The sequence below is a fragment of the Novosphingobium sp. JCM 18896 genome, assembly GCF_025938095.1.
Taxonomy (GTDB): Bacteria; Pseudomonadota; Alphaproteobacteria; order Sphingomonadales; family Sphingomonadaceae; genus Novosphingobium.
The window spans coordinates 18,026-42,479 of the sequence record NZ_JAPCZF010000003.1; the positions used below are offsets into that span (position 1 = coordinate 18,026).

Consider the following 24,454-nt stretch of genomic DNA (forward strand, 5'->3'; position numbering starts at 1 on the left):
CGCCAAACGGACGGCGCGAGAGGAGGGGCAAATGGCATTGTCTTGCAAGGTAGCTCTATGGTCATCGGCCGGCCTGCTGGTCGGTATCGGAACGCCGGCACTCGCCCAGGCGGACGGCGGTCACGCCCAGGCCTCGTCGCCCGACGACATCGTCGTCACGGCGCGGCGTTTCGAGGAGCGGGCGCAGGACGTTCCGATCTCGATCACGGTGTTCAACCAGGACCAGCTCTCCGACCGCAACGTCGTGACGCCAGAGGACCTGTCACTCTACACCCCGTCGCTGAGCACCACGGGGATCTACGGACGCGACAGCACGGCTTACGCGATCCGCGGTTTCACCCAGACCTTGCAGACCTCGCCCTCGGTGGCGGTCTATTTCGCCGACGTCGTCGCGACGCGCGGCGGCGGCACGGTCGCACAGGGCGACGGCGCCGGGCCGGGCAGCTTCTTCGACCTGCAGAACGTGCAGGTGCTCAAGGGGCCGCAGGGCACGCTGTTCGGCCGCAACACCACGGGCGGCGCGGTCCTGCTGGTTCCGACCAAGCCGAAGGACCAGTTCGAGGGCTACGTCGAAGGGCTCTACGGCAGCTACGATTGGGTGGGCCTGCAGGGCGCCGTCAACGCGCCGCTGAGCGACACCTTGCGCGCGCGGATCGCCGTGGATTTCCAGGACCGCAAGGGTCTGACCCGCAATGTCGGCGTAGGCGCCGATCTCGACGACCGGCACTACATCGCCGCCCGCGCGAGCTTGGTCTGGGACATCACGCCCGATCTCGAAAACTATACGATCCTCTCCTACGTGCATTCGAAGAGCAACGGTTCGGCCTTCTCGCTGCTCGAATGCGATCCCAACACCTTCATCGGTTCGGTGATCTGCGGTCCCTTCGCGACACGCCAGCAGGGCGGTCCGCGTGTCGCCAGCATTGATCGCGACGATTCCGTCAACGAACGCAAGAACTACGGCATCATCAACACGACGACGCTGCAGGCCAGCGATACGCTGACGATCAAGAACATCGTCAGCTACAGCCGGCTCAAGGGGCACTATCGTTCCGACATCTTCGGCACCGACTTCAAGGTGCCGTCGACCGTCGTCGTGCCGATCCAGGATGCGGCAGGCAAACTGCTGGCGCTATATCCGACATCTTCGGGCGCGCTCGCGGGTACCCGGCTCCAGTTCATCGACGTTTCCGATGCGCCGGGGACGCAGACGACCGATCAGTCGAGCTTCACCGAAGAACTGCAGTTCCAGGGCAATGTCGGAGAGGGCAAGCTGATCTGGCAGGCGGGCATCTACTACGAGCGCTCGGACCCGCACGGGCTGGTCGGGACGATATCCACCCAGCTCACGAACTGTGCCGACATCGCCAACCTGCAGTGCTATTCGCCGCTCGGACAAGTCTATCGCAAGGGCTATGCCGAGTTCTATGCACGGGCCACGGGCTTCCCCGTCCAGTTCACCGATCCCGGCTTCGATTTCCCCATCGGCGGTGTCGGCAAGCGTCTGAGCAACATCGCCTATCGCAACTTCGGACTCTATGGTCAGGCGACTCTGGCACTGACCCGACAGCTCAAGCTCACCGGCGGCATCCGCTATACGTCAGACAAGGTCCGCAGCACCGCCAAGGCCTTCACCTATACCTTTCCCGCCGCGAACACGCCGGTCGTCTCGTGCATCGTGCCGAACACGACCTTGGCCCAGGACTGCCGGATCGACGCGAAGACCAGCAGCTCGCGGCCGACCTGGCTGATCGATCTCGACTACAAGCCGAACGAGAACGTCCTGATCTATGCCAAATATGCGCGGGGTTATCGGCAGGGCAGTGTGTCGGCGAACGCGGCCGACGGCTACCGGACCTTCGAACCCGAGAAGGTCGACGCCTACGAACTCGGGCTCAAGGCCGACATCCGCGGTGCCGTCCGTGGCTATTTCAACCTCTCCGCCTTCTACAACAAGCTGACCAACCAGCAGCTGAGCGCGCTGTTCAACACGCCGCCGGGCAGCTCGATCTCACAGGCGGACGGCATCATCAACGCCGGCAAGTCGCGGATCTACGGACTGGAGGTCGAGGCCAGCATCACCCCGTTCGCCGGCTTCAACCTCAATGGCTCGTACACCTATCTGAACACCAAGCTCATCAGCTTGACCCCGACCGTATTGCCGCCCAATTCGCCGTTCTTCGAGGTGATCCCGGCGGCCGACGTCGGTGGGGACCTGATCTATTCGCCGCACCATCGCCTGACCGTCGCGGCGAGCTATACGCTGCCGCTCGACGAGAGCCTGGGGCAGATCACCCTTGGGGCGGTCTATTCCTATACCGGGCCGCAGAACGGCGCGGCGCTTTCGGCCTCGCGCTTCGCCGCGCTCGAAGGGTTCAACACGCTCAATCTCAACCTGAACTGGGATCGGGTGGCGGGATCGCCGATCGACCTGGCCTTGTTCGCGACCAACGTGACCAACGAGACGTACATTTCGGCGGTCGCCGGTCTCTACAACAGCAGCGGTTTCGAGGTCGCCCGCTACGGCGAGCAGCGGATCGTCGGAGCCAAGCTGCGCTACAACTTCTGACGGACGGCACGGCCCCAGTCATCGCGCCGCATCTGGCGTGATGACCGGGGCTTTTGCGTGTTTGCTAGGCGTTCCAGATGAGCGGCAGCGCGACGGGGCCGATCGGGGCAATCGAGCAGAACGATACCACCTCGACACCGGGCGCGATGCCGAACGGCGGCAGGATCGCGAGCGCTTCTTCCATGGCGATGCGCATCTCGCGCTTGGCCAGGTGCATGCCGATGCACAGGTGCGGGCCATAGCCGAAGCTTACGTGACGGGGCTTGCGGGCGAGATCGATGATCTCGGGCCGGGGGAACACCTCGGGGTCGTTGGCTGCGAGGAAGGTCGGCATCAGCACGAGGTCGCCGGGCAGCATGCGCGCGCCACCGACCTCGATCTCCTTGGTGCAGACGCGCAAGGTCGTCACCGCGGCATAGGCGCGCATCAGTTCATCGATCGCCTCGGGAATCCTGTCGGGGTTCTCGCGCAGGAACTGCTGGTGATCGGGGTTCTCGGCGAGATGGCGGAAATGCGCCGAAAGGTTGGTCGAAACCGTGTCGAGGCCGCCGACGAACAGGTTGAAGCAGAAGCCCTTGAGTTCGTCCTCGGTGAGCTTGCGGCCCTCGACCTCGGCCTGAACGCCCAGCGTTAGCAGGTCGTCCTTCGGTTCGCGGCGGCGCTGCTCGCATTGCTCGCTCAGGTACTCGGTGACCGCCTTGAGCGCTTCGACGACGGGCTCGATGCTGTGCGATCGCAGGATCGCATGCTCCCAGGCCAGGAACTGCGCGACGTTGTCCTGCGGCAGGCCCATGAGCTCGAGGAACACGCGGATGGGAAACTCGAAGGCGAATTCCGAGACGAATTCGCAGCCGCCCCGTGGCCGCAGCTCGAGTAGCAGTTCGCGCGCGTAGAGGCGGATGCGTTCTTCGAGCTTGGCCATGCGCGACGGGCCGAACATCGGGTTCAGCACCAAGCGATAGCGCGAATGGAGCGGCGGCTCGGCCTCGCCGGGGATCGAGAACCAGGTCTCGCCGATCATCTGGGCGAACTGCGAGGTACCCTTCGGCGTGAAATGCTCGGTGTCCTGATAGACCTGCTGCAACTCGGCATAGCGGCGGGGGACCCAGGCGCCCGGAATCGAGTAGGGGACCGCATCGACCCAGAACACCGGCGGGCCCTGGTGGATTTCGGGGATGAAGTCGCGCGGGATGGCGGTGCTCGTCGTGCCGCGGCCGGCGAAGGGATAGGGTCGGACCAGTTCCGCGGGAACATGCGCCGGGCGTGGCGGCAGCGGCGGCATCGCCGGGGCTTCAGCTGCGTTTTCCATTCTCGTTCTCCCGAATGTCTTGGTCGTGAAGATCGGTTCCGGGCGAACCCGGCTACCAGTAGATGCGGCGCTGAGCGCCGGCGGCGCGCGCGCGCAGGATCGCCTCGCGTTCCTTTGGCGAGACCCTGCGCGTGTCGGGCGGCAGGGCGGCGGTCACAGCCTCGGTATCGACGAGCCGGAACGTCAGGCCCGGCGCGGTCGCGCAGCCGGTCCAGCGTAGCTGCATGACGCCGACCGGGTGCCCCGTCGTGTCGAGCCAGTTGGCCACGCCCGGATCCTGAGCCGAAACGATGAAGCGCAGGAAGCCGTCGGCATCGCGATGCGCCTGCTTGCGGTTGAGGCTCGTCTGGGCATTGGCCCAGTCGAGCGTGCAGCCGAGCGCGTCGGTCAGCGCCAGCGACAAGGTGTCGACGCCGCGGCGCAGGTCGGCCTCGACCACCAGCACCTGGCCCTCGGCCAGGTCGAACACGCCTTCGTGATACCATTGGCCAACAAGCCCGCCGCCGGCCGAATAGTCGACCGTGGCGACGGCGTTGACCGTGCCGTTCGCGCGCAGCCCTGCGACCTTGCGCATGCCGAAGGCGAGCGTGCCCTCGACCATCTGGGCAAGCCCTGCGAGGCGCGCGGCCAGTTCGCCGGACGAAGTGCGCCGGCGCCGGCTCGGACGGTCGAGCCGTGTGATCGCGAGGACCGGATCGCGATGCTGCCCCCAATCGTCGGAAACCGAGCGCAGCATCAGGGAGCGCACGTCGCGCGCAATCTCGTGCCAGGCGCCGTGATGCCCCTCGGGACGCCGCGCCGACAGCACGAGGTCGAGCTTGCCCTCGGCGTCGAGGTCGAAGCTGCGCAGATCGATGGCCGGATAGGTCTTGAGCCCGGCCGCCGTCGGTCCGCCCATCGGCATCAGCGACACCTCGGGCGCCGTGCCGCGATCGCCGGTCAGCCGGTAGACGCCTTCGCCGTCGATTGCCGCGGTCAGATAGACCGTGTCGGGATTGGGCATGCCCATCCGCTGGTGGTATCCGGCGCCGGGCAGGAAGGCGGGATGGTCGAGGTCGGCGCAGACCCGGCCGAGGTAACTGGCCATGAGCCCGCCGAGCATCGCCGTGGTGAGCTCGGCCGCGGTGTGGTCGTGACCGGTCAGGTGCTGCGACAGCCGGTGATGGACCTCGGCCAGGTCTTCGAGCAGCCGGTCGAAGCCGGTCGGCGCAGCGGTCGCGCTCATGCCCGCAGCTTGTCGGCGAGGTCGAACCGTTCGGTGTAGAAGGCGAACTCCTCCGCCACCTCGTCGACGTCCAACCCGTAGTCGCTGAGATCGTAGCGATGGACACCGCGCTTGCCGGGCGGGTTCTCGGCGCGCCAGGTGGCGATGCTCTGGCGGACGGCCGGAGTCAGTTCGAGATCGAGCGAGCGATAGACGTCGACCATCGCCGCTTCGGGATCGGCCACGACCTGGCCGTAGTCGACATGGGCGATGGTCACCCCGTCGGCCCGGTTCGCGTCGAAATCGACCAGGGCACGGATGTGACGGCTGACGAGGTCCTTCATCTGCCGGCCGAGCTCGGCGCGATCGACCGCGTCGGAGAACATTCCGCGCAGGAAGGTGGCGTAGCTGCAGTTGGATGCCAGCACGGCCACGGGATCGCGGTGGGTCACGACCATCGCCGCGTCGGGGAACACCTGCCGGATTTCGCCCAGCGCGAGCAGGTGGCAAGGCCACTTGAGCGCCCAGCGCGAGGGCGGGGCCTGCCACTGCAAGGTCTGCAGCACGCGCTTGTGATGGGCATAGCAGGCGGTGAGGTCGATCGTGTCGAGAACTCGGTCGAAGTAGCTGGGCACCCGGAAGGTCCAGTAGTGCCCGGCGTTGCCGAAGGTCTGGTCCATGATCATCACGCATTCCTGCGGACCGTCGGGATCGGACAGATGGAAGCTGTCGTGCGCGCCACCGTCGTTCTGCCGCCGCTGCCGGTGCTGCTCGGCGCATTGCGCCTGGCGCCTGGCGGCCGATGCGGTGTCGATCGCCGGGGGCGGGCAGGGGCTTTCCCCCTCCCAGGTCCGCATCATGCGGAAGCTCGGTTCGCGGTCGAACAGGTACTGGAAATAGGTCGTGCCCGAGCGCGGCAGACCGGTGAGGAAGACGGGCCGGTCGACCGGCTGGCGGACGATCTCGGGCTCGGCCGCGCACCAGTGCGAGACTTCGATACGCTTGCGCTCGGCAAGCGCCAGCATCCCGCTGCAGGCGGCCGCGCCTCGCTCGCTCAGGCGCGCTTCCGCGTTGAGCGAGGAGACGAGGAGATCGAGGTTCTGCGCGAAGAGGCCCGGGGTCGGATCGGCGACCGGCGACATCGCCTGGGCCTGGGCGAGGATCGCCGCAGTGCTGAGCAGGGGCGTGCCGCTCACAGGAAGATCACCAGGCCGCGGGCTTCGACGCTGGCGCGCGTCGGCGTGCCGGGCGGGCAGTCGGGATCGGTGAAGGCCGTATGCGGCACGCGCCGGGTGACGTCGTCGCGACTGTCGTGCGCCTTGAAGATGATGACCTCGTCGCGGGTCATGTCCGGGAAGTAGTGCCAGCGGTGCTGCGGATTGTAGAGGTAACCCGTCGTGTCGTGGCGCATTTCGCCGGTCTCGCGCGTGCTGGTCACGGCGGTGACGGTCACTTCGTCGGTCGGCGCGACGCTGCCGGCATCGCAGACCGCCAGCGGGAAATCCTGCGGCGGCGGCGAGACCGCGCGCCACATGTTGTACAGCGCCCAGCGTGCGTTCTTGGGCAGGCGATCGCCGGCCGCCTCGGTGATCCGCGCGAACAGCTGCGCCGCCGACTCGTCGGTGTTGTCGGCGTGGGCATAGCGTGCGGGCTTGGCATTGATCAGCGGTGCGAGCAGGTCGCTCGCGCTCTCGCCGAAGCGCTTCTTGCCGCCGCCCAGCAGCATCGCGAAGACGCCGCCGGTGGTCTCGCGCAGAAGCGTCGCCATCTCGTCGATATAGAGCTGGTCGACCGCGGGATCCTCCTCGATCAGCCGAAAATCCTCGACCGCGCTAACGTGCGGGACGAGGACGAAGCCCTCGTGGTCGAGCGAGGTGGCGAGGTCGCGCGCCGCATGGATCGTCACGCTCCGGCCGGGCAGGGTGTCCATGGTCGAGAGGCTCTCGTTCTCGGTGCAGAACTCGAGATGCGGCTCTGCCGCCGACGCCCGGGGGTTGCGCACGTAGTTCACCGTGGCTGTCACGTCGCGCGCGGTTTGCCCTTCGATCGCCAGCATTATCGTCTCCCATTTTGTCCGTCGCCGCAGGAGCCATGGGACTGGCCTCTCTATCCGGCGATCCGCGAAACGTTACAAAAATAGTAAAAACTGTCAAGTTCGAGAAGGCGGGTGACTTTACATTGAGTCTCGATGGCGTAATGCTCGCCCCATGGGAGAACGCAACGCCAGTGCAGATGCGATCGTCGCCGCGGCCTGCCGGCTGCTGGCGGAGCTCGGCAGTCACGACAAGCTGTCGCTATCGGCCGTGGCCGAGGCGGCCCGAGTGTCGCGGCCGACGCTCTATCGCTGGTTCGCGACGCGCGAGGACCTGCTCGTCGCCATCGCCGCGCATCAGGAAAAGCGCTTCTACGAGGGGCTGGCCGAGGCCCTCGATACCGAGACCACGCCGGCGGGCCGACTGGACGCGGCCTTGCGCTATCTGGTCACCTATCTCGACGAGACCTTCGGGGTCGCTTCGCCGCTGATAGAGCCGGGCATGACCGTCCGCTCGCTGACCGTCTCGCTGCCGAAACAGACCGCGACCTGGGTGCGTCTGCTCGGCGATGCCATCGCGCGTGTCCCCGCGGTCCGCGCCGGCGAGCTCTCGGTCGAGCAGGCGGCCGAGATCTTCCTGCGGCTCGCCTATTCGCACTACCTCATACCAAGCCCCGCGCCCGAGGTTCTGCTGCAATGCATGCGCAGCATGGCCGGGCTCCGGGTGAAATCTCCGGCTTGAGCCGAGACTGCCGACAACGCCATTCGCGAGGATTCCCGATGCGCTTTTCCTGCTCCCTGCCGCTCGACGAGAACACGCCGGGTGAATTCCACACGCTCGGCGGCATCGCGGAAATGGTCCAGGCCATCGATCGTGCCGGCCTCGACGGCGTCTTCGTCACCGATCATCCGGCGCCCAGCGGCCGCTGGCTCGCGGGAGGCGGGCATGCGACGCTCGACCCGTTCGTCGCGCTGACCGCGGCCGCGGCGGCCAGCCCGCGGCTGCAGTTGCAGACGCACATCCTGGTGTTGGCCTATCGCAATCCCTTCGTCGTCGCCAAGGCGGCCGCCTCGCTCGATGCCCTGGCCGGTGGCCGGCTGATCCTCGGCATCGGCACGGGCTACCTCAAGCCCGAATATGCCGCGGTCGGCGTGTCGTTCGACGATCGCGGCGCGATCACCGACGAATCCATCCGCATCCTGCGCGAGGCCTGGACCGGAGAGCCCGTGCAGCACGAAGGTCCGCGTTTCACCGCGCGCGACGCCGTGATCCTGCCGCGGCCGCCGCGGGCCGAGGGCATTCCGATCTGGGCCGGCGGCAATGCCGCTCCGGCGATCCGCCGCGCGGTTGCGCTGTGCGACGGCTGGTCGCCGTTCCCCGTCGCCGGCGTCGTCACCAAGACCGCGCGCACCGACGAACTGTCGACCATCGCCCATCTGAAGGAAAAGATCGCCTATGCACGGGCCTATGGCGAGGAGATCGGCCGGATCAAGCCGTTGACGATCTGCATGGGCCGCCTCGATGGCGATGCCCTGGCCCCGCAGGACCCCGCCGGGGTCGCCCAGGCGATCGATGCCTATGGCGAACTGGCCGAGGCCGGCGTGACCTGGACCACCGTGGCGCTTCCGTCGCCCAGCCGCGCTGCCTTCGCCGAAAACGTCCAATGGTTCGGCGAAGAGATTGCCGCGAAAGTGCCCCGCTAGGACGAACCCGGCGAGGCTTCAGGCGACGGCGCGCCGAACCTCGCCGATCTTCTTGCCGTGCTCGAAATAGCCGAGGCCGTAGTCACCCTGGATCGTGCTGCGAACGGTGTGCCGCTCGTACCGGGCATCGCAGCCTTCGACCGCGTGCAGCATGCGGTGGTTGTCCCAGATCACCATGTCGGCCGGCGACCAGTCGTGCCAGTAGGCGCTCGTCCCCGATCCCATCGCGTTGATCGTGTGGCAGACCTCGTCGAACAGGGCGTCGCCGGCCTCGTCTTCGTGGTGCTCGAGCCCGACGGCCATCCACAGGCCGGCATGCAGGACCTTCTCGCCGCTCGCGCGCGTCCAGACCGCGGGATGCATGGCGCGCGGGAAGATCGCGATCTCCTCGAGCATTTCCGGCGAGGCCCCTTCGCGGCTATCGCCGAGCGGGGTGAAGTTCACACCGAAGCGCATCCGCGAGAGGCGGGTGTCGAGCGTGTAGATCACGTTCAGCCCTTCGATCCGGTCGCGCAGTGCTGGCGGGAACTGGCGATAGCATTCGATGCCGTCCATGAACCCGGTGCGGCCGCCTTCGGGCGCGACCACCGGCGAGCGCAGGACGCCCGCATAGTTGAGCTCGTCGTTGTAGCAGTGATCGAAATGCCAGGGCGAGAACCGGGCGACCCGCTTGCCGTCGATCTCGACCAGTCCCTCGACATTGTCGGCATCGTCGCTGGGCGAATCGTGCATGTCGATGACGCCCTGGGCCTCGTCCTCGGCGGTGCGGGCGGTCGATTTCGTCGGATGGTCCTTGAGCGGCCCGAATATCTTGCTGACCGCCACCTGCATCTTCGCGGTGGCCTCTACGTCCTTGAACACGATCAGGCCGCGTTCCTGGAACAGATCGCGCAACTGCTGGCGGACGCTTTCGCTCGCCACCGTCGTCCAGTCGATCCCTTCGACGATCGAACCGAAACTCAGATCGCTCCGCAGGTCGCGGGTCGTGATGGCAGACATCGCACTTCCCTCGTTTCCGGGCATCGCTCCTTGCCGGGAGGCTTCCCTTTTGTTGGAATTGACACAAATTCAATTATGGATCGGTGCCAACGTGCCGTGCGGTGAAAGCCGACCCTGCGCGAGCATTTTCCGGCCAGATCTAGAAATCGCGGAATGCACGCTTGATCGGCCGTCGAACGCTGATCGCAGTTGCTTGTCGCCATCGTTCGGATAGGGCGTTGAATAAGGTTCAATTCGAAGGGTTGCGGCACGGCAAATGGCAGGGTCCAAGCGCGTCACGAAGGCCTCCGTTCCGGCTGCCGAGCGAGCGCAGCGGGGGCAGAAGCTCGTCAAGAAGGCCATGGCCCTGGGCAACAAGGGCAACAAGACGCGTGCGCTGTTGATGGCGAGTGCCAGGAGGCTGCTCGATGCCAATTCGCCGCTGGGCCTTTCGGCAGCGGCGATCAGCAAGGAGGCGGGCACTTCCCCGCCCACGTTCTACGTCTATTTCGAGAACGTCGAGGACATCCTCTGGGCGCTCTGTGAGGAAATCAGCCAGGACGTCTCGCATCTGTTCGACGACGAGGCCTTCCTGCGCGTGGACGATAGGCTCGAAGACGATGCGCTCGCTTTCGTGCGTGGCTACTGCGCGATCTGGGCCGAGCATGGACCGCTCCTGCTCTACCGCAACATGGAGGCCGATCGCGGCAACAAGCGGTTCAATCAGCTCGTGCTGCGCATCGCCCTGCCCATACTCGAAGGCATAACCGAGCGGATCGTCGAGGCGGACGTTGGCAGCCAGCCCGTATCGCGGGTGGATGCCAATGCGGAAGCGGTCGTCCTGGTCAGCGCCATCGACCGCATCGCGGCGGCGCTGCACCTCTGGCCCGACGAGAGCCTCATGCCCGAGGTCCTGCTCCGCGCCGAGGCGCGCGTATTGACCCGCATGCTGCGGAGGTGATTTTGCGGGTCGGCTGCACCGGTGCGCCTTTGTCGAGGCTCTCTTTGCTGTTCGTGTTGCGTCAATGATGGGCTGTCTCGCAAGGCCTGGCGATCGACCAATACCGCGTTCCCCCGATGCCCGGCGGGCAAGCGCGAGTAAATCTATGTCGCCCATCACGGATATCCAGCTTCCGCAACGATCCAGCCTCAGCCTACCCCATCGACATGCAGAGGTTCGGCAAGACATCGAAGCGATCATTCCGCCCAGAGATTGCGCCGCCGTCGATGGAAGATGGATCGAGTGATACGCTGATCCGAAGCCGAACGCCGTGATGGGCCAAGCCGTAGGATCCACTTCGGGGAACTTGGAGGAGGGAGCCCTACGCGATGTCGCCCGCCCCGACATGCCTCCAAGAGATCGCACGGGGCACTCGATCGTGGTGCGCATCTCGCATTGGCTGATCGTGGCGGCCGTATTTGCGCTGACACTCTCCGGCACGAACATACTGACGTCTCATCCCCGGCTCTATTGGGGGGAAACCGGCAACGTGAACGATGAGCCATGGTTGGTCATACCCATCCCGGCCTCCCGGAGGTCCGTACCGACCGCCTACGACTTTCGGCTGGAAGACCGGAACGGTTGGAGCCGCAATCTTCATTTCGAGGCCGCTTGGGTCCTGGTTCTGACCGGGCTTGTCTATGGCCTATGGGGCTTTGCCAGTGGGCACTTCAGGCGCGATCTGATCCCAGGGCGCGGCGACCGGAACTGGCGGGCATTCTCCGCGACTGTTGCCAAGTACGCTCGCCATTTCCTTCGCAAGGAGCCGCTGCCGACGGATGAAATCGCCTATAATCCGCTGCAGCGGGTGACCTACCTCGTGGTCATCTTTCTGCTGTTTCCAGCGATCATTGCCAGCGGCCTTGCGATGTCCCCTTATCTCGCGGCGGCCTGGCCGGGATTGGTGGAGTTCTTCGGCGGGCGGCAATCGGCCCGCTCCTTCCACTTCCTGCTGGTATCGGGGCTTCTCGGCTTTGCCGTCGTCCACGTCATCCTCGTCAAGGTCTCGGGATTCTCGCGACTGCTTCGCGGAATGACGATCGGACATGGGTAGGAAGACCGTAGCGATGGATCGGATCGGTCGACGCAGTCTAATCGCGATGCTTGCCGGCGCTTCGGGCTTCGGGATGGCGAAGGCCGTATGGGGCCGATCGGACCTCATCCCTCCCGATCATGGTGGACCATACGGGCTGGGCAATACCTTGACCTATGGAGCATCCCGCCTCGTGACCGGTGATGCGCTCGCGCGCGAATTCCCCCGCACGATGATCTCGCAGGAGCCCTTTGCGAACGGCTTCGGAGCCTTGCCCGAGGCGTTTCACGCCATGAACGACCGCGGCTTCGTCGACTGGCGGCTCGTCGTCGACGGCATGGTCGAAAAGCCGCTGTCGTTATCGCTCGCCGATCTCAGGAAGATGCCGAGGCGAAGCCAGATTACGGAAGTGGCCTGCGAAGAGGGATGGTCGTACATCGCGGAATGGCACGGCACTCCGCTGGCGCACGTGCTCGACCTGGCCGGGCTGAAACCGGGCGTCAAATTCATCTCTTACGGCACCATTCAGCCCAATAAGTGGGACACGATCGATCTGGACGAGGCCATGCACCCTCAGACGTTGCTGAGCTTCGGCATGAATGGGGGTGCTCTGCCCGTCGAATTCGGTGGTCCCTTGAGAATGCGAGCCCCGCCAGCTGGGTTACAAGAGCCTCAAGTTCATCACGACTATCACGGCGGCGAGTTCGATCGAGTCCGTGCGCACGGGGCTGGGCAACGGCGATCCCGACTATTCGTGGTTCGGTGGCATATGAGCCCGCCACGCACATTCGCCCGGGCTAGCCGAGGTCTCGATCATTCGGGGACGCTGGCGCCTGGTGACGAACGTCGGCTCTTCATGAGCGGCTGGATACGGGTTCCGAAGGCTTCGACGCCCTCGAGAAAATCGTCGAACGTCAGCAATACTCCGCCGGTGTTCGGCACCTCGGCCATTTCGTCGAGCATTCTGGCGACACTGGCGTAGGAGCCCACCAGAGTTCCCATGTTGATGTTGACCGCGCCTTCGGGCGCTGCGAGCTGGCGGACGTTCGTGTCGGCATTGACCGTGTCCTTCGCGCCCTGGTCGGCAAGCCAGCCGATCGCCTCGAGATCGATGCCGTCGTTGTAGCTCTGCCATTTGGCCATCGCTTCGTCGTCGGTCTCGGCGGCGATGATCATCACGAGCACGAAGACCGACACCTTGCGTCCGGTCACCTCCAGCGCCTTGGCGAGACGCTCGTTGTTGCCGGAGAACGCCTTGGGTGAGTTGACCCCGACGCCGAGGCAAAAGGCATAGTCGGCCCATTTCGCCGAGAACGCGAGACCGGCGTCCGACGAGCCGGCGCAGATGATCTTCATCTCGCCTTCGGGCTGCGGACGGACGAGGCAGTCGTCCATCGTGTAGTATTCGCCCTTGAAATCGCTGCGCCCGGTCTCCCACAGCTCGCGCAGGATGCCGGCATATTCGTCGAGCATCTTGTAGCGATTGCGGAAGTGCTCGTCGCCGGGCCAGACCCCCATCTGGGTATATTCGGGCGGCTGCCAGCCGGTGATGAGGTTGAGCCCGAACCGGCCGTGGCTGATCGAATCGATCGTGTTGCACATCCGCGCGGCGAAGGCCGGCGGGATGATCAGCGTGGGGCAGGTCGCATAGATCTTGATCCGCTCGGTGACCGCGGCGAGGCCGGCCATCAGGGTGAAGCTCTCGAGCCCATATTCCCAGAACTGCGTCTTGCCGCCGAAACCCCGCAGCTTGATCATCGACAGCAGGAAATCGAGCCCGTGCTCCTCGGCTTTCAGCGCGATCGCCTTGTTCAGATCGAAGCTCGGCAGGTACTGCGGCGCGTTCTCGCTGATCAGCCAGCCGTTGTTGTTGATCGGAACGAAGACGCCGACTTGCATGGTTTCAGCTCCTGAAGGGCGGCGCTTCGCCGGCAAGCCAGGCGCAGACGTCGCGGTTGAACGGTTCGGGCACGGTCACGTTGCATGCGTGACCGCCCCACGGCAGGTGCAGGTGAAATGCGTCGGCGATCAGTTCGGCGAGCGCCGGCGCGTTGGTCCAGGGGACGAGCAGGTCGTCCGCGGCGCTGATCAGCAACACCGGTGCGGCGATTTCGCTCACCCAGCCCGTGCAGTCGAACGAGCGGGCCGCGGCGATGCGCTTTTCCATCGTCGCGTCGCCGGGCCAGTGCGCGAGATGCGTTTCGGTATCGGCGGTCAGGCGCGCGTCGTTCTCGGAAAGCCAGGTCGGCGGAAACAGGAACAGCGGTTGGGCTTCGAGATAGGCGCGCGCGCCTGCAGTTCGCAGCAGTGTAAGGCGGGTGGAAAAGCAGCGCGCGGTCTGCGGGTCGAGCCGGGGCCAGCCGTTGATCACGACGAGCCGGTCCACCCGCGAAGGGGCGATGCGAGCGACTTCCAGCGCCGCCATGCCGCCGATCGCATGCCCCAGCAGATGCGCGCGCTCGATGCCCAGCGCATCCATCAGGGAGAGCATGTCCGTGCCCAGGTCGGCGAGCGTCGTCTCGTCGGGCAAGGCACGGTCGCTACGTCCGGTGCCGCGATGGTCGTAGGCGATGACCCGGAATCGTTCGGCCAGAGCCGGGATGTTCGGCGCCCAGTAGCTCGCCGAGCCGCCCAGGCCGCTCGACAGGATCAGCGGCGGTGCATCCGGCGCCCCGTGCAATTCATAGTAGAGCTCTGCCGCCTCAGCCAATGTGCGCCACGCTGGCGATCTCGACCAGACAGTCGGGCTTCACCAGCTCCGCCTTGATGCAATAGCGCGCGGGCTTCGCGCCCGGAAAGTACTCGGCATAGACCGCGTTGAACGCCGCGTAGTCGGCCAGATCCTTGAGGAAGATGTGATTCATCGCGACGTCTTCGAGCTTCGCGCCGGCGGCTTCGAGCGTGATCTTGATCACGTCGAGGACATGCCGCGTCTGCGCGGCGGCATCGCCGACGTGGAGCACCGCGCCGCCTTCGCCCAGCGCCAGCACGCCCGAGACATAGACCGTGTTCCCTGCTTTCGCCCCGGCCGAATAAGGCGCGATCGGCGTCGGAAACTGCGGCGGGTTGATCGGCTCGAACGGCATCACTTCACTCCCTAGGGGCTTGGGGCGGGCATCTGACCGACAGCCGTGCAGAAATCGGCGACGGTCCCGACCCAGCCGAAGAATTTCTCGACATTGTAGATCGTCGCCTCGCGAATGAAGTCAGGGCCGAGGTGGTGCGTGGCATCTTCGAGCATCACGCCGAAATACTCGAGGTGGAAGCCGTCGCGCAGCGTCGATTCGACGCAGACGTTGCTGGCGATGCCGACGAAGACCAGGGTCCTGATGCCGCGCGCGCGCAACACGCTGTCGAGCTGCGAATTGAAGAAGGCCGAGTAGCGCGGCTTGTGTACGCGCAGATCTTGGGGCTGGGGCGCGAGTGCCTCGACCAGATCGTAGTCCCAGGTTCCCCGCGCGAGCAGCTTGCCGGCCAGTTCGGGGCGTGCACGCATCGTCTTCAGGGCGTTCGACTTGTGCCAATTGGGGGACGCGGGCGTGCCCGCTTCGACGTAGTCGGCATCCCATCCATTCTGGAGGAACACGATCGGCAGACCGGCCCCGCGCGCGGCTTCGAGCACGCGCGCGATGTTGCCGATCACCGCGGCGGCGGGCGACACGTCGAAGCCTGCCTGGTCGACATAGCCACCGGGGCTGGCATAGGCGTTCTGCATGTCGACGACGACGACCGCGGTACTCTTCGCGCCGAGCCGGATCGGCTCCGGCCGTGCGGGGAGGATGACCGATCGCGGATCGGCAGTAGGGTCGGGCTCGACGATTGTCTGGCTCACACGCGCACTATCGTGCGATCGCGAAAAATGATCAACCGTTCACACGATCGCGGGTGCTCGGTGCCCGGCGGCGCGGCCAGGCAGCTTGGCAGATCTTTTCGCTGCTCGCCGACGTAGCCGTCGTCCAGCGTGCTTTCCGGCCTCTTCGCAAGCTGGCATAGAGAGCGAATGTGATGTCCCTTGAGCGCCGGAAGGCGTCATCGGGCTAACGACGAATCTAGCGAAGGACGATTTGGATGGCGCAGGCTGACGGGGCGCTGGATGCCGGAATCGCGACCGAGACGGGACGCGGACGTTTCGAGGTGTCGGTTTCGACGGGCGGGGTGCAGTTCCTCGCCGACGAGCCGGAAGATGTAGGCGGCCTGGGATCGGGCCCGACGCCCTATCAGATCCTGGCTTCCGCGCTCGCGGCCTGCACCACGATGACTCTGCGACTCTATGCCGACCGCAAGGGCTGGGACATCAAGGACCTGCGGACCGCGGTGGGACATTACCGCGAAGAAGGTAACGTCCAGCCCGACGTGTTCGTGCGACGCATATCTTTCTCCGGTGAACTCGATGCCGAGCAGCGCGAACGCCTTCTGGGTATCGCCGATCGATGCCCGGTCCACAACACGCTCAGGGGCGGTGTGCGGATCGAAACCCGGTTGGGCGACGCCCTGCCCAAGGCCGCGCCGTCGACCACGCACATGGTCGACATGGAAGCCCTCATCGACGTGGGACGCGGATCCTACGACTTCACCGAGCGGTGAGCTTGTCGGATTGATCCTTACGGATGGCGTTCGAGCTCGTGGGGCTGTCCCGGCTTCAGCTAACGGCGAATAGTCGACGACAGTCCGTCAGCGCACGATGATCCGAACCCGATCGAGATTCTGCAGCCGTGCGTAAGGCGTGGTCGCATCACCCTGCCGCTGGGAAATCCCGCGGAGTGTGACGAAGTAGGTGCCCGGCTGTGCGAAGCTGTGGCTCAGCGTCACCGTCGCCTTCGTTGCATTGCGCTCGATCGGCGAGGAGCTTGCGAAAGATCCCGAACCGTCGAGATCCCATTGCGCGGCGATCAGCGAGCCGGCGCCAGGCGGGACTGCGATCGTGCCCGTGAGGCGCACGGGCCGGCCACTGCCGACCTCTACCCGTTTGCTGCCGTTCGCGAGGAGCGAGACGACCGGCTGGATGCCGCGGCGCTCGGACGCGGTGGCGGGGACGACGATCTGGGTGTCTCCCGTCACCGAGAAACGGGTGCTGCCCGGCGGCGGCGTGCCCTTTTCCACCCAGGAGGCGAGGTCGCGCAGCGCCTGGTGGAGCATGCCGAGATAGCCGACCGTGTGCGTCGCGTCCTCCTGGCCGACCGAATCGCCGTGGAGCGCATGATCGGTGAACCACAGGCGGAAGTGCTGGTCGGTTGCCGCGCCGTAGTGCTTGCGCACCTGGTCGCGATACCAGACGGCCTGCCACGGCCAGGCCTCGCGGTCCCATAGCGATTCCACCAGGATCATCTTGCCGTCCCACTGGCCATTCGGAACCGTGCCGGCCGCGCCTTTCGCGAACAGCGGGCCGAGCAGCATCGGCCGCTGCGGATAGAGCGGCTTGCCATCGGGGTCGCGGAACTGGTCGTAGCCGGGATAGTCGCGGCCCGGCACCTGATGGCGATGGTAGGTCTGTGCGGCGAGGTAGTTCGAATTGTCGACTTGGACCGCGTCGCCGGGGGCGATCTTCGTGGCGATCTCTTGGCTGGCCATGCCGAGGACGACGATGTCTCCGGCGATCTTGCTGACCGACAGCCGCTGTCCTTTGGCCGCGCCCGACAGGACGATCAGATCGCCGCCGAGGAAGTCGATCGATGGCGGGGTATGGGCCATTCGATAGCCCACCACCCGCTTGCCGCCTTCGCCCTGGAGCGCGGCGAAGGAGTTGTCGACGTCGCCATCGACCGTGCCGTTGACGATCCGCGGATTGATTCCGAGCCGGGCGGCCTCGGCCGCGGTGATGGGTACCACGACCGCGGTCTGGTGCTGCATTCGATAGGGAGCGAGCTGTTCGGGATGGTCGAATCCCAGATAACCGGGTTTGGTCCAGAAGTCGGTGAAGTAGCTGGGATCGGCCGCGAGCACGCCGCCGTAGATCGCCGGGAAGGCGTGCACGCCCATCGTCTTCCAGCCGAACCACGACTTGACCGGAAAACCCATCCGCGTCGCTTCGCGCAGCGCCGCCGCCTCTTCGTCGGACAGCCCGGCATAGGGATCGCCACTGCCGCCGGGCTCGACGGCATCGACGATCCGCGGAAACTTCTTCTCGAGCACCCGCATCGCATGCATGCGTACGGTGAAGTTCGACGGGCTCGCCATCGGCGTGCCGAGGACATAGGGCACGACCCCATCCCAAACGCCGCGCGTGTTCTCGTAGGAGCCGACCGTGCGGTAGGCGCCGCCGCTGCCGCCATAGGCATAGCCGTAAGGCCGCCTGCCGCCGTACATCTGCAGCGCGACCACACGCGAATATTGGGCCGCGGCGGCATTGGCACGAAAGGCGCCGATCGTCGGGTCGGCCGAAAGACCCGGGCCGCCGGTGTTCGATTGGCCGCCGCCATTGGTTTCGATGAAATAGCCCCGCGAGGCGATGGCGAAGCCGATCTTGTTGCCTTCGCCCGGCGGCACGCGCTGGGCGAGGTTCTCATTGTCGGGGGCCGGGGTGAAGTGCTGGAAGAACCGGCCCTGGTACTGCTCCTTGGGCGGGAGGTAGAACGAGAACCGGGTGTCGGTGCCCCTGAAGCCGCCGTGGACATAGCGGTGGCGCACCGGCGCGTCGCGCCACTCGTCGATGTCGACATAGGGCTGGCTGAACATCGGATCGACGGCCGGCTGGCTCGTGGGCGTCGGCTGGGGCGTCGCCGGTGGAGATGGTGCTGCCCCTGCGAGCAGAACAGCCGTCAAGACCAGGCCGATGGCCGTCGATCCTTTGTTCATAACCTTTATGCCTTTTTCGATGCGACCCGAGCGGTTCAGAACTTCTTGCTGGCGCCGAACTGGACCAGGCGGCCCAGGGTGTTGCCGTTGATGAAGCCGCAGGCGCCGGGCGTGAACGTGCAGACCCCACGGTATTCGGGCGGATCGGTGTCGAACACGTTGTCGACGTTGAGCGAGAAGGACAGATCCTTGAACAGGTTCTCGCTCTTCACGTCGTAGCGGAAGTAGAGGTTGAACACGTCGTAGGCCGAAACCTTCGTCTGCGGCACGAAGCTGGGGGTTGCCGGATCGACCCTGTAGCCGGCGCTGTGGTTCCAGGTGACCTGGGCGAGCAGGTTGCCGATCTCGGCACCCGCGGTCGTGCGGATGCGGAAGCGGCTGGCGTTGGCCGCGAGCAGATCGGTGAAGGGCAGCGAGGGCGACGCCTTCTGCTCGCGGTTCAGCTCGTAGTTGGCGTTGGCCACCAGGCTGATCGCGCCGAAGCCGGTCTCGTGCCGATAGTTGAGGTCGAAATCGAGCCCGTCGAGATTGAAGTCGCCGAGGTTGTTCTTGCGGATGTCGACGATCGCATAGACGCTGCAGGGCGTCGCGTTCGTGTGGCAGGCCGGGCCGAAGGGAAGCGATTGCGCGCTCGCCGCCACTTCGCTGAGCGCGGCCGAGGTCGGGTTCAGCGTCACCACGTTGGGATAGTCGCGATAGACCAGAAGCGCGCTCTGGCCCGGCGGGATGCCGATCACCCCTTTCAGCTTGATCTTCCAATAGGTGATCCCGAGCTTCAGGCCCGGCACGAAGGGCGGATCGATATCCGCGCCGACCGAGATCGTCCGTGCCTTCTGCGGCTGGATGCCCGGGGCGTTGCCGCGCACGACGTAGACCGACTGGGCCGCGCCGGGCACGGGATAGCCGATTCCCGCCGGCGGGCCGAAGCCGGCGACCGGCAGGACGAACAGGGTGGTGATGTCGGCGCCCGCCGAATCCGCGAGGCTGGGGGCGTTGAACGACTTGCCCCAGGCGCCGCGCAGTTTCAGCCAATCGGTCGGCTTCCAGGTCACACCGATCTTGGGATTGAAGGTGTGGCCGACGTCACTGTAGTCGTCGTAGCGCGCGGCGGCCGACAAGGTCAGTTCCTCGAAGAAGGGCGTCGCGTTTTCGGTGCCGAAGATCGGCACGACGATCTCACCGAAGGCCGCCTTGACGTTGCGCGACAGATTGACCCGGCGCAGTCCCGCGGTGGCCGGCGCGATCACCGTGCCGTTGACCAGTTGTGCCGGCGTGCCCGTCAGCTCGAACCCCGGAACGGCATCGCCGCCGCGCGAGTCCCAGCTCTCGCCGATGTATTCGCCGCCCACCGCCAGCTTGACCGAACCGCCGGGCAGGATGAACAGGTCGCCGTCGATCACGGCGCGCGCGTTGTAGAGTTCCTGCCGGGCGCGGCCGTAGGTCCAGTAGTTGGAAATCGCGGCGGTCGCGGCGGCGTTGCTCGCCGCCACGTCATAGGGATTGAACAGCGCGGCGTTGACCGCGTTAGTCAGCGCAGTCGAATTGAACGCGCCCTTGCGGCTGTTGGTGATGCTCTGGCCGTAGTTGCCGAGGACGCGCAACTGCCAGGTGCCGCCGAGGTCCGCCGTGACGGTCGGCGTGATGCCCCAGGTGGACAGCGAGACGCGCTGGGTGGTGGCGTCGGCCCCTCCGAAGGAGAACAGCACGGTCTGCGACGTTTCGGTGCCGATCCGGTGCGCCGCGAACAGCGGGTTGGTCGACGTCACGGTGACCCCGTTCTGCGGCAGGTACTCGCCGAGCGCGATCTCGGTCTTGCGATTGGTGTAGAAGGCCTTGATGTCGACGTTGATCGCGTCGTTCAGCTGCTGGTTGAAGCCGGCGAAGACCGAGTGCCGCCGCTCGGAGGGATAGACGGCGGCCAGGTCGCTGAGATCGCACTGCCTCGGCGTCGCGGCAGGAACCGGCGGGGTGGTGAACGGCAGGCCGTAGAGCGTCGTGCCGACGCGCACGTTGCCGGGGCTGCACAGCAGGTTGGTGCGGCCGTCGGTGCCGGCGAACTGCTGCACATAATCGCGGTCGCGGCCGAGGATCGCACTGTGCTCGGCATAGTTGTACGAGACGTAGAGGCCGCCGCTGCCCCAGTCGCGGCCGATCGTCACATTCGTGTCGAGCTGATGGTAGTTGTCGGCGAAGCCGTAGTGGCCGTCGACGAGAACGCCATCGAACTTCTTGCGCGTGATGAAATTGATCACGCCGGCGACCGCATCGGCACCATAGACCGCCGAGCCGCCGTCGGGCACGATTTCGACGCGCTCGAGCGCGCCGGGCGGGATCACGTCGGGGTCGGGCGTCGTCGAGCTCACGCCCATGCCGACGATGCGGTGACCGTCCATCATGACCAGAGTGGTCGAGCCGCCGGCGGTCGTGTTCCCCGGCAGGTTGCGCAGGTTGGGCCGGTTCACCGTGCCGGTGTTGCCCGCGCCGGCGGGGGCTTGCAGCGAGTTGAACGCGCCGAGCTGCGGGATCGTCTGCAGCAGCTGCGAGGTCGTGGTCGCGCCGGTCGACTGTACGTCGGCCTGAGTCACGCCGATGATATTGGTACCCGCCGGAGCGACGCCGCGCAGCAAGGTGCCGGTGACCACGATGTCATCGACGGTCGCGTTTTCGGCTTCTTCCGAAGGCGCAGTTTGCGCCATCGCTGCCGAGGATAGGGTGGCCAGGGCCAGTCCCCATGAACATGCGCCTGCGCGAAAAGCGTTTCGCGCCGAACGCGCACGAGTGGTGGTTTGCCCCATCATCGATCTCCCTGGCTTTCAAAAAACGATGCGGTCGATGCTTGCGTCGACCTTGTGTCATACCTTTTGAAAAATTGGTCTGACCTGTCAAGGTTATTTCATGGTGTGAAATAAATCGATGCTTCCAAGCGTGGGGCGCCCGTCATAAGGGTCGCGCTATGAAGATGGTCAGCTCCGGCGAAATACGCGTGCTCAAGGCGATCCGCTCCGACGGGCCCGTGTCGCGGCGCGATCTGCCGGAGCTGACCGGTCTGGCGGCGGGTACCATCACGCTGATCACCGCCGATCTCCTGCGCCGTGGCTTCATCACCGAAAAGCGCGAGGCGACCGGCCAATCGGGACGGCCGCGTGTGTTCCTCGAAATCCGCGAGGATGGTCCGATCGTGCTCGGAGCGACCTTGACTGAAAACGGTGCGCTGCGGACGACGTTCGTCGATCTGTCGGGCAACATCCGCTTCGGCACCGAAATAGAGACCGGGATCGGCGTTGCCGGATCGCTCGACGATCTGGCCGAGGCGGTGGGGCGGACGCTGGAGGCCGCGATCGAGGCGAGCGGCTGTGATCGGAAGGACATCGAGCGCATCGGCCTGTCGCTGCCCGCGCTCGTCGACAGCGACCAGGGCGTCATTCACTTCATGATGACCTTTCCGCAGACCCCTTTCCCCTTCGCGAAAGTGGTCTCTGCGCGTCTCGGCCTGCCGGTGACCCTGGAAAACCACATGTCGTGTCTGGCGCGGGCGGAGCACTGGTTCGGGCAGGCAAAGGGACTCGACAGCTTCACCCTGATCCACATCGGCCCGGCCATCGGTTCGGCGCAATATTTCGCGGGCATGCCGCGCACCGGTGTGCACGGCATCGCGCCGCAGATCGGGCATGTGAAGACGGCTCGCGGTGATGACGCCGCACGATGCTATTGCGGCGCGCACGGTTGCGCCACGGCCTATGCCTCGATCTACGGGATGGTCCAGCAGGCCGGGCTCGTCGATGGCTTCGACATAGCCCCGGCGCAACAGGCCGAGCTGTTCGGTCAGCTCGTTGCGCGTGCGAGCGAGGGTGACGAAGCGATGCTCGAGGTGGTGGAGCGTGGTGCCGCCCACCTGGCGTTGCTTGCCGCGGACATCGTGATCGCGACGGACCCGGGCGTCATTCTCGTAACGGTTCCCGATGCGCGCTGCATCGAACTCATGCGCGGTCGTTTCGATGAGGTGTTTCGCGCCCACTTGGTGCCCGGCGTCGCATCGCTGACCGAAGTTCGGTTCGCCGTCGCGCTTCCTGATTGGGAGGCGAAAGGCGCAGCGGCCTTGGCGTTAGAGAGAGTGCGGCAATAGGAATTCTCTCCTGATTGTTGCGGGCAGGATCGGCATTGCCGCTTGCAACTCCCCGATACCTGCCGCTCGTTCATGTACGGCCGAGGCTCGAAAACTATAGCGCACGGTGAACCGGACCTGCGCGGCCGGCCTGGTGGCATCAAGGCCCCGGAGGTCGCTTCCGGGGGCTTTGCCGTAGCGATCTCAGGCCTTGCCTCTGCGGGAGCCAAGTCCCACTTCGAAGGTTCTCTAGCCGAGGGAGGCGAGGATGGACGAAGCGGACGGCAAACCGACAGACCCCACCAAGGCGGACCGTCGCGCCGGGCGTGACAGTCGCAAGATCGAAGGCCGCAGGCTCAAACCCTCGACCCTGATGATGGGGCACGGCTACGATCCCGTGCTGTCCGAAGGCGCGCTGAAGCCGCCGATCTTCCTGACTTCGACCTTCGCATTCGAGAGCGCGGCCGCGGGCAAGCGGCATTTCGCCGCGCTGACCGGGCCCGGCGCGGCCCAGGCCGACGGGCTGGTCTATGGCCGGTTCAACGGCCCCGACCAGGAAATCCTCGAAGGCCGCCTGGCCATATGGGAAGAAGCCGAGGCGGCGCTGTCGTTTTCCTCGGGCATGTCGGCGATCGCGACGATCCTGCTCACCCATGCGCGGCCAGGCGACACGATCGTTCATTCGGCGCCGCTCTACGCCGCCACCGAGACCTTGATCGGCAAGCTGTTCGGGCGGCTGGGCGTGAACTGGCTCGACTTTCCCGCCGGCGCCACGCGCGAAGAGATCGAAGCGGTGCTCGCGCGCGCCAAGGGTGCGGGACGGGTGCCGCTGATCTTCCTCGAAAGCCCGGCCAACCCGACCAACACCTTGGTCGACATCGAGGCGGTGCGCGACGCGCGCGAGACCGTGTTTGGCGGCGAGGACAAGCCGCTGATCGTCATGGACAACACCTTTCTGGGCCCGCTCTGGCAAAAGCCGGCCCGCCACGGTGCCGACGTCGTCGTCTACAGCCTGACCAAATATGTCGGCGGCCATTCGGATCTCGTCGCCGGCGCGGCGATCGGTTCGCATGCGGCGATCAGCGCGATCCGTGCGACGCGCAACGTCATCGGCACGATCACCGATCCGCATACGGCCTGGATGCTGCTGCGCAGCCTCGAGACGCTCGAACTGCGCATGAGCCGCGCGGGCGACAACGCCGCCAAGGTCTGCGCCTGGCTGCGCGAACATCCGAAGGTCGAGAGGGTCGGCTATCTCGGCTTCCTCGAGGAGGGCAGCCGCCAGGCCGACATCTACAATCGCCATTGCGCGGGCGCGGGATCGACCTTCTCGCTCTATCTCAAGGGCGGCGAGGCGGAGGCTTTCGCCTTCCTCGACGCGCTGCGGATCGCCAAGCTCGCGGTCAGCCTCGGCGGCACCGAGACCCTGGCCAGCCATCCCGCGGCGATGACGCATCTGTCGGTCGCGCCCGAGCGCAAGGCGATGCTGGGGATCAGCGACAGCCTGGTGCGCATCTCGATCGGTATCGAGGACGCAGACGACCTGATCGCCGATTTCGAACAGGCGCTCAAACGCGCCTAGCCATGCGGCTTGTATTGCATCCGTCGCCACCTACATCGGTGTCAGCACGGTTCGGCTAGCGGTACTTCCCCCTTCCGCCGCCCACCGCGCCGAGTGGGGTGGCTGCAGACACTCCCTACTCGATCCAGATCACTGGAAACGAAAGCGGA

At 65.8% G+C, this 24,454-nt stretch carries 19 protein-coding genes and 1 pseudogene; 9 read left to right on the top strand and 11 right to left on the bottom strand.

Going from position 1 to position 24,454, the window contains the following annotated elements; translation table 11 throughout:
- Nucleotides 1-31 precede the first annotated feature (31 nt).
- On the top strand, nt 32-2,569 hold the full coding sequence (locus OLX23_RS10470) for a TonB-dependent receptor (RefSeq protein WP_264444942.1): 2,538 nt from the start codon (nt 32-34) through the stop codon (nt 2,567-2,569).
- Between the two features lie 64 nt (nt 2,570-2,633).
- Here the strand turns inward: OLX23_RS10470 and OLX23_RS10475 are convergent, their stop codons facing one another.
- Genes OLX23_RS10475 through OLX23_RS10490 form a run of 4 tightly spaced genes read right to left on the bottom strand, consistent with a single transcriptional unit; the run spans nt 2,634 to nt 7,138 of the window.
- Nucleotides 2,634-3,878: a cytochrome P450 gene (locus OLX23_RS10475; protein ID WP_264444943.1), complete on the bottom strand. Its 1,245-nt coding sequence runs from the start codon at nt 3,876-3,878 to the stop codon at nt 2,634-2,636.
- Nucleotides 3,879-3,930: 52 nt separating this feature from the next.
- Nucleotides 3,931-5,103: a hypothetical protein gene (locus OLX23_RS10480; RefSeq protein WP_264444944.1), complete on the bottom strand. Its 1,173-nt coding sequence runs from the start codon at nt 5,101-5,103 to the stop codon at nt 3,931-3,933.
- A complete protein-coding gene (locus OLX23_RS10485) occupies nt 5,100-6,278 on the bottom strand; it encodes a sulfotransferase family protein (protein WP_264444945.1) in 1,179 nt (392 codons plus the stop codon). The genes OLX23_RS10480 and OLX23_RS10485 overlap by 4 nt, the downstream gene beginning before the upstream one ends.
- Nucleotides 6,275-7,138, bottom strand: coding sequence for a CmcJ/NvfI family oxidoreductase (locus OLX23_RS10490; protein ID WP_264444946.1), 864 nt, complete (start codon nt 7,136-7,138; stop codon nt 6,275-6,277). The genes OLX23_RS10485 and OLX23_RS10490 overlap by 4 nt, the downstream gene beginning before the upstream one ends.
- Nucleotides 7,139-7,289: 151 nt before the next feature.
- Between OLX23_RS10490 and OLX23_RS10495 the strand changes: the two genes are divergently transcribed.
- Nucleotides 7,290-7,856, top strand: coding sequence for a TetR/AcrR family transcriptional regulator (locus tag OLX23_RS10495; RefSeq protein ID WP_264444947.1), 567 nt, complete (start codon nt 7,290-7,292; stop codon nt 7,854-7,856).
- Nucleotides 7,857-7,894: 38 nt separating this feature from the next.
- Nucleotides 7,895-8,818 carry a TIGR03619 family F420-dependent LLM class oxidoreductase gene (locus OLX23_RS10500; RefSeq protein WP_264444948.1) on the top strand — a complete coding sequence of 308 codons (924 nt, stop codon included), beginning with the start codon at nt 7,895-7,897 and terminating at the stop codon, nt 8,816-8,818.
- Nucleotides 8,819-8,836: 18 nt separating this feature from the next.
- On the opposite strand, the gene OLX23_RS10505 is transcribed toward OLX23_RS10500, so the two are convergent.
- On the bottom strand, nt 8,837-9,817 hold the full coding sequence (locus tag OLX23_RS10505) for a TauD/TfdA dioxygenase family protein (RefSeq protein ID WP_264444949.1): 981 nt from the start codon (nt 9,815-9,817) through the stop codon (nt 8,837-8,839).
- Nucleotides 9,818-10,073: 256 nt separating this feature from the next.
- On the opposite strand from OLX23_RS10505, the gene OLX23_RS10510 reads away from it, so the two are divergent.
- The 3 genes and pseudogenes from OLX23_RS10510 to OLX23_RS10520 all read left to right on the top strand — a co-directional run.
- On the top strand, nt 10,074-10,757 hold the full coding sequence (locus OLX23_RS10510) for a TetR/AcrR family transcriptional regulator (RefSeq protein ID WP_264444950.1): 684 nt from the start codon (nt 10,074-10,076) through the stop codon (nt 10,755-10,757).
- A 418-nt stretch (nt 10,758-11,175) separates the two neighbouring features.
- Complete coding sequence (locus tag OLX23_RS10515) at nt 11,176-11,850, top strand: cytochrome b/b6 domain-containing protein (protein WP_264444951.1); 675 nt, start codon at nt 11,176-11,178, stop codon at nt 11,848-11,850.
- A gap of 271 nt (nt 11,851-12,121) precedes the next feature.
- Nucleotides 12,122-12,469 (top strand): annotated as a pseudogene (locus OLX23_RS10520) (molybdopterin-dependent oxidoreductase); the annotation flags it as partial.
- A 173-nt stretch (nt 12,470-12,642) separates the two neighbouring features.
- Here OLX23_RS10520 and rutA read toward each other — a convergent pair.
- The 4 genes from rutA to rutB are packed head-to-tail and all read right to left on the bottom strand — an operon-like array spanning nt 12,643 to nt 15,661.
- On the bottom strand, nt 12,643-13,728 hold the full coding sequence (rutA, locus tag OLX23_RS10525; RefSeq protein ID WP_264444952.1) for a pyrimidine utilization protein A: 1,086 nt from the start codon (nt 13,726-13,728) through the stop codon (nt 12,643-12,645).
- A gap of 4 nt (nt 13,729-13,732) precedes the next feature.
- Nucleotides 13,733-14,539, bottom strand: coding sequence for a pyrimidine utilization protein D (gene rutD, locus OLX23_RS10530; RefSeq protein ID WP_264444953.1), 807 nt, complete (start codon nt 14,537-14,539; stop codon nt 13,733-13,735).
- Entirely contained in the window at nt 14,532-14,915 is a 384-nt protein-coding gene (rutC, locus tag OLX23_RS10535; protein ID WP_264444954.1) for a pyrimidine utilization protein C, read from the bottom strand. Before rutC ends, rutD begins: the two co-directional genes overlap by 8 nt.
- Nucleotides 14,916-14,926: 11 nt before the next feature.
- Nucleotides 14,927-15,661: a pyrimidine utilization protein B gene (rutB, locus tag OLX23_RS10540; protein ID WP_264444955.1), complete on the bottom strand. Its 735-nt coding sequence runs from the start codon at nt 15,659-15,661 to the stop codon at nt 14,927-14,929.
- 236 nt (nt 15,662-15,897) lie between these two features.
- On the opposite strand from rutB, the gene OLX23_RS10545 reads away from it, so the two are divergent.
- A complete protein-coding gene (locus tag OLX23_RS10545; RefSeq protein ID WP_264444956.1) occupies nt 15,898-16,413 on the top strand; it encodes an OsmC family protein in 516 nt (171 codons plus the stop codon).
- Nucleotides 16,414-16,500: 87 nt separating this feature from the next.
- On the opposite strand, the gene OLX23_RS10550 is transcribed toward OLX23_RS10545, so the two are convergent.
- Nucleotides 16,501-18,621: a PKD domain-containing protein gene (locus tag OLX23_RS10550; RefSeq protein ID WP_264444957.1), complete on the bottom strand. Its 2,121-nt coding sequence runs from the start codon at nt 18,619-18,621 to the stop codon at nt 16,501-16,503.
- Nucleotides 18,622-18,656: 35 nt separating this feature from the next.
- A complete protein-coding gene (locus OLX23_RS10555; protein WP_264444958.1) occupies nt 18,657-21,317 on the bottom strand; it encodes a TonB-dependent receptor plug domain-containing protein in 2,661 nt (886 codons plus the stop codon).
- A gap of 257 nt (nt 21,318-21,574) precedes the next feature.
- On the opposite strand from OLX23_RS10555, the gene OLX23_RS10560 reads away from it, so the two are divergent.
- A complete protein-coding gene (locus tag OLX23_RS10560; protein WP_264444959.1) occupies nt 21,575-22,744 on the top strand; it encodes an ROK family transcriptional regulator in 1,170 nt (389 codons plus the stop codon).
- 247 nt (nt 22,745-22,991) lie between these two features.
- Nucleotides 22,992-24,305 carry a cystathionine gamma-synthase family protein gene (locus tag OLX23_RS10565; protein ID WP_264444960.1) on the top strand — a complete coding sequence of 438 codons (1,314 nt, stop codon included), beginning with the start codon at nt 22,992-22,994 and terminating at the stop codon, nt 24,303-24,305.
- Nucleotides 24,306-24,454 lie beyond the last annotated feature (149 nt).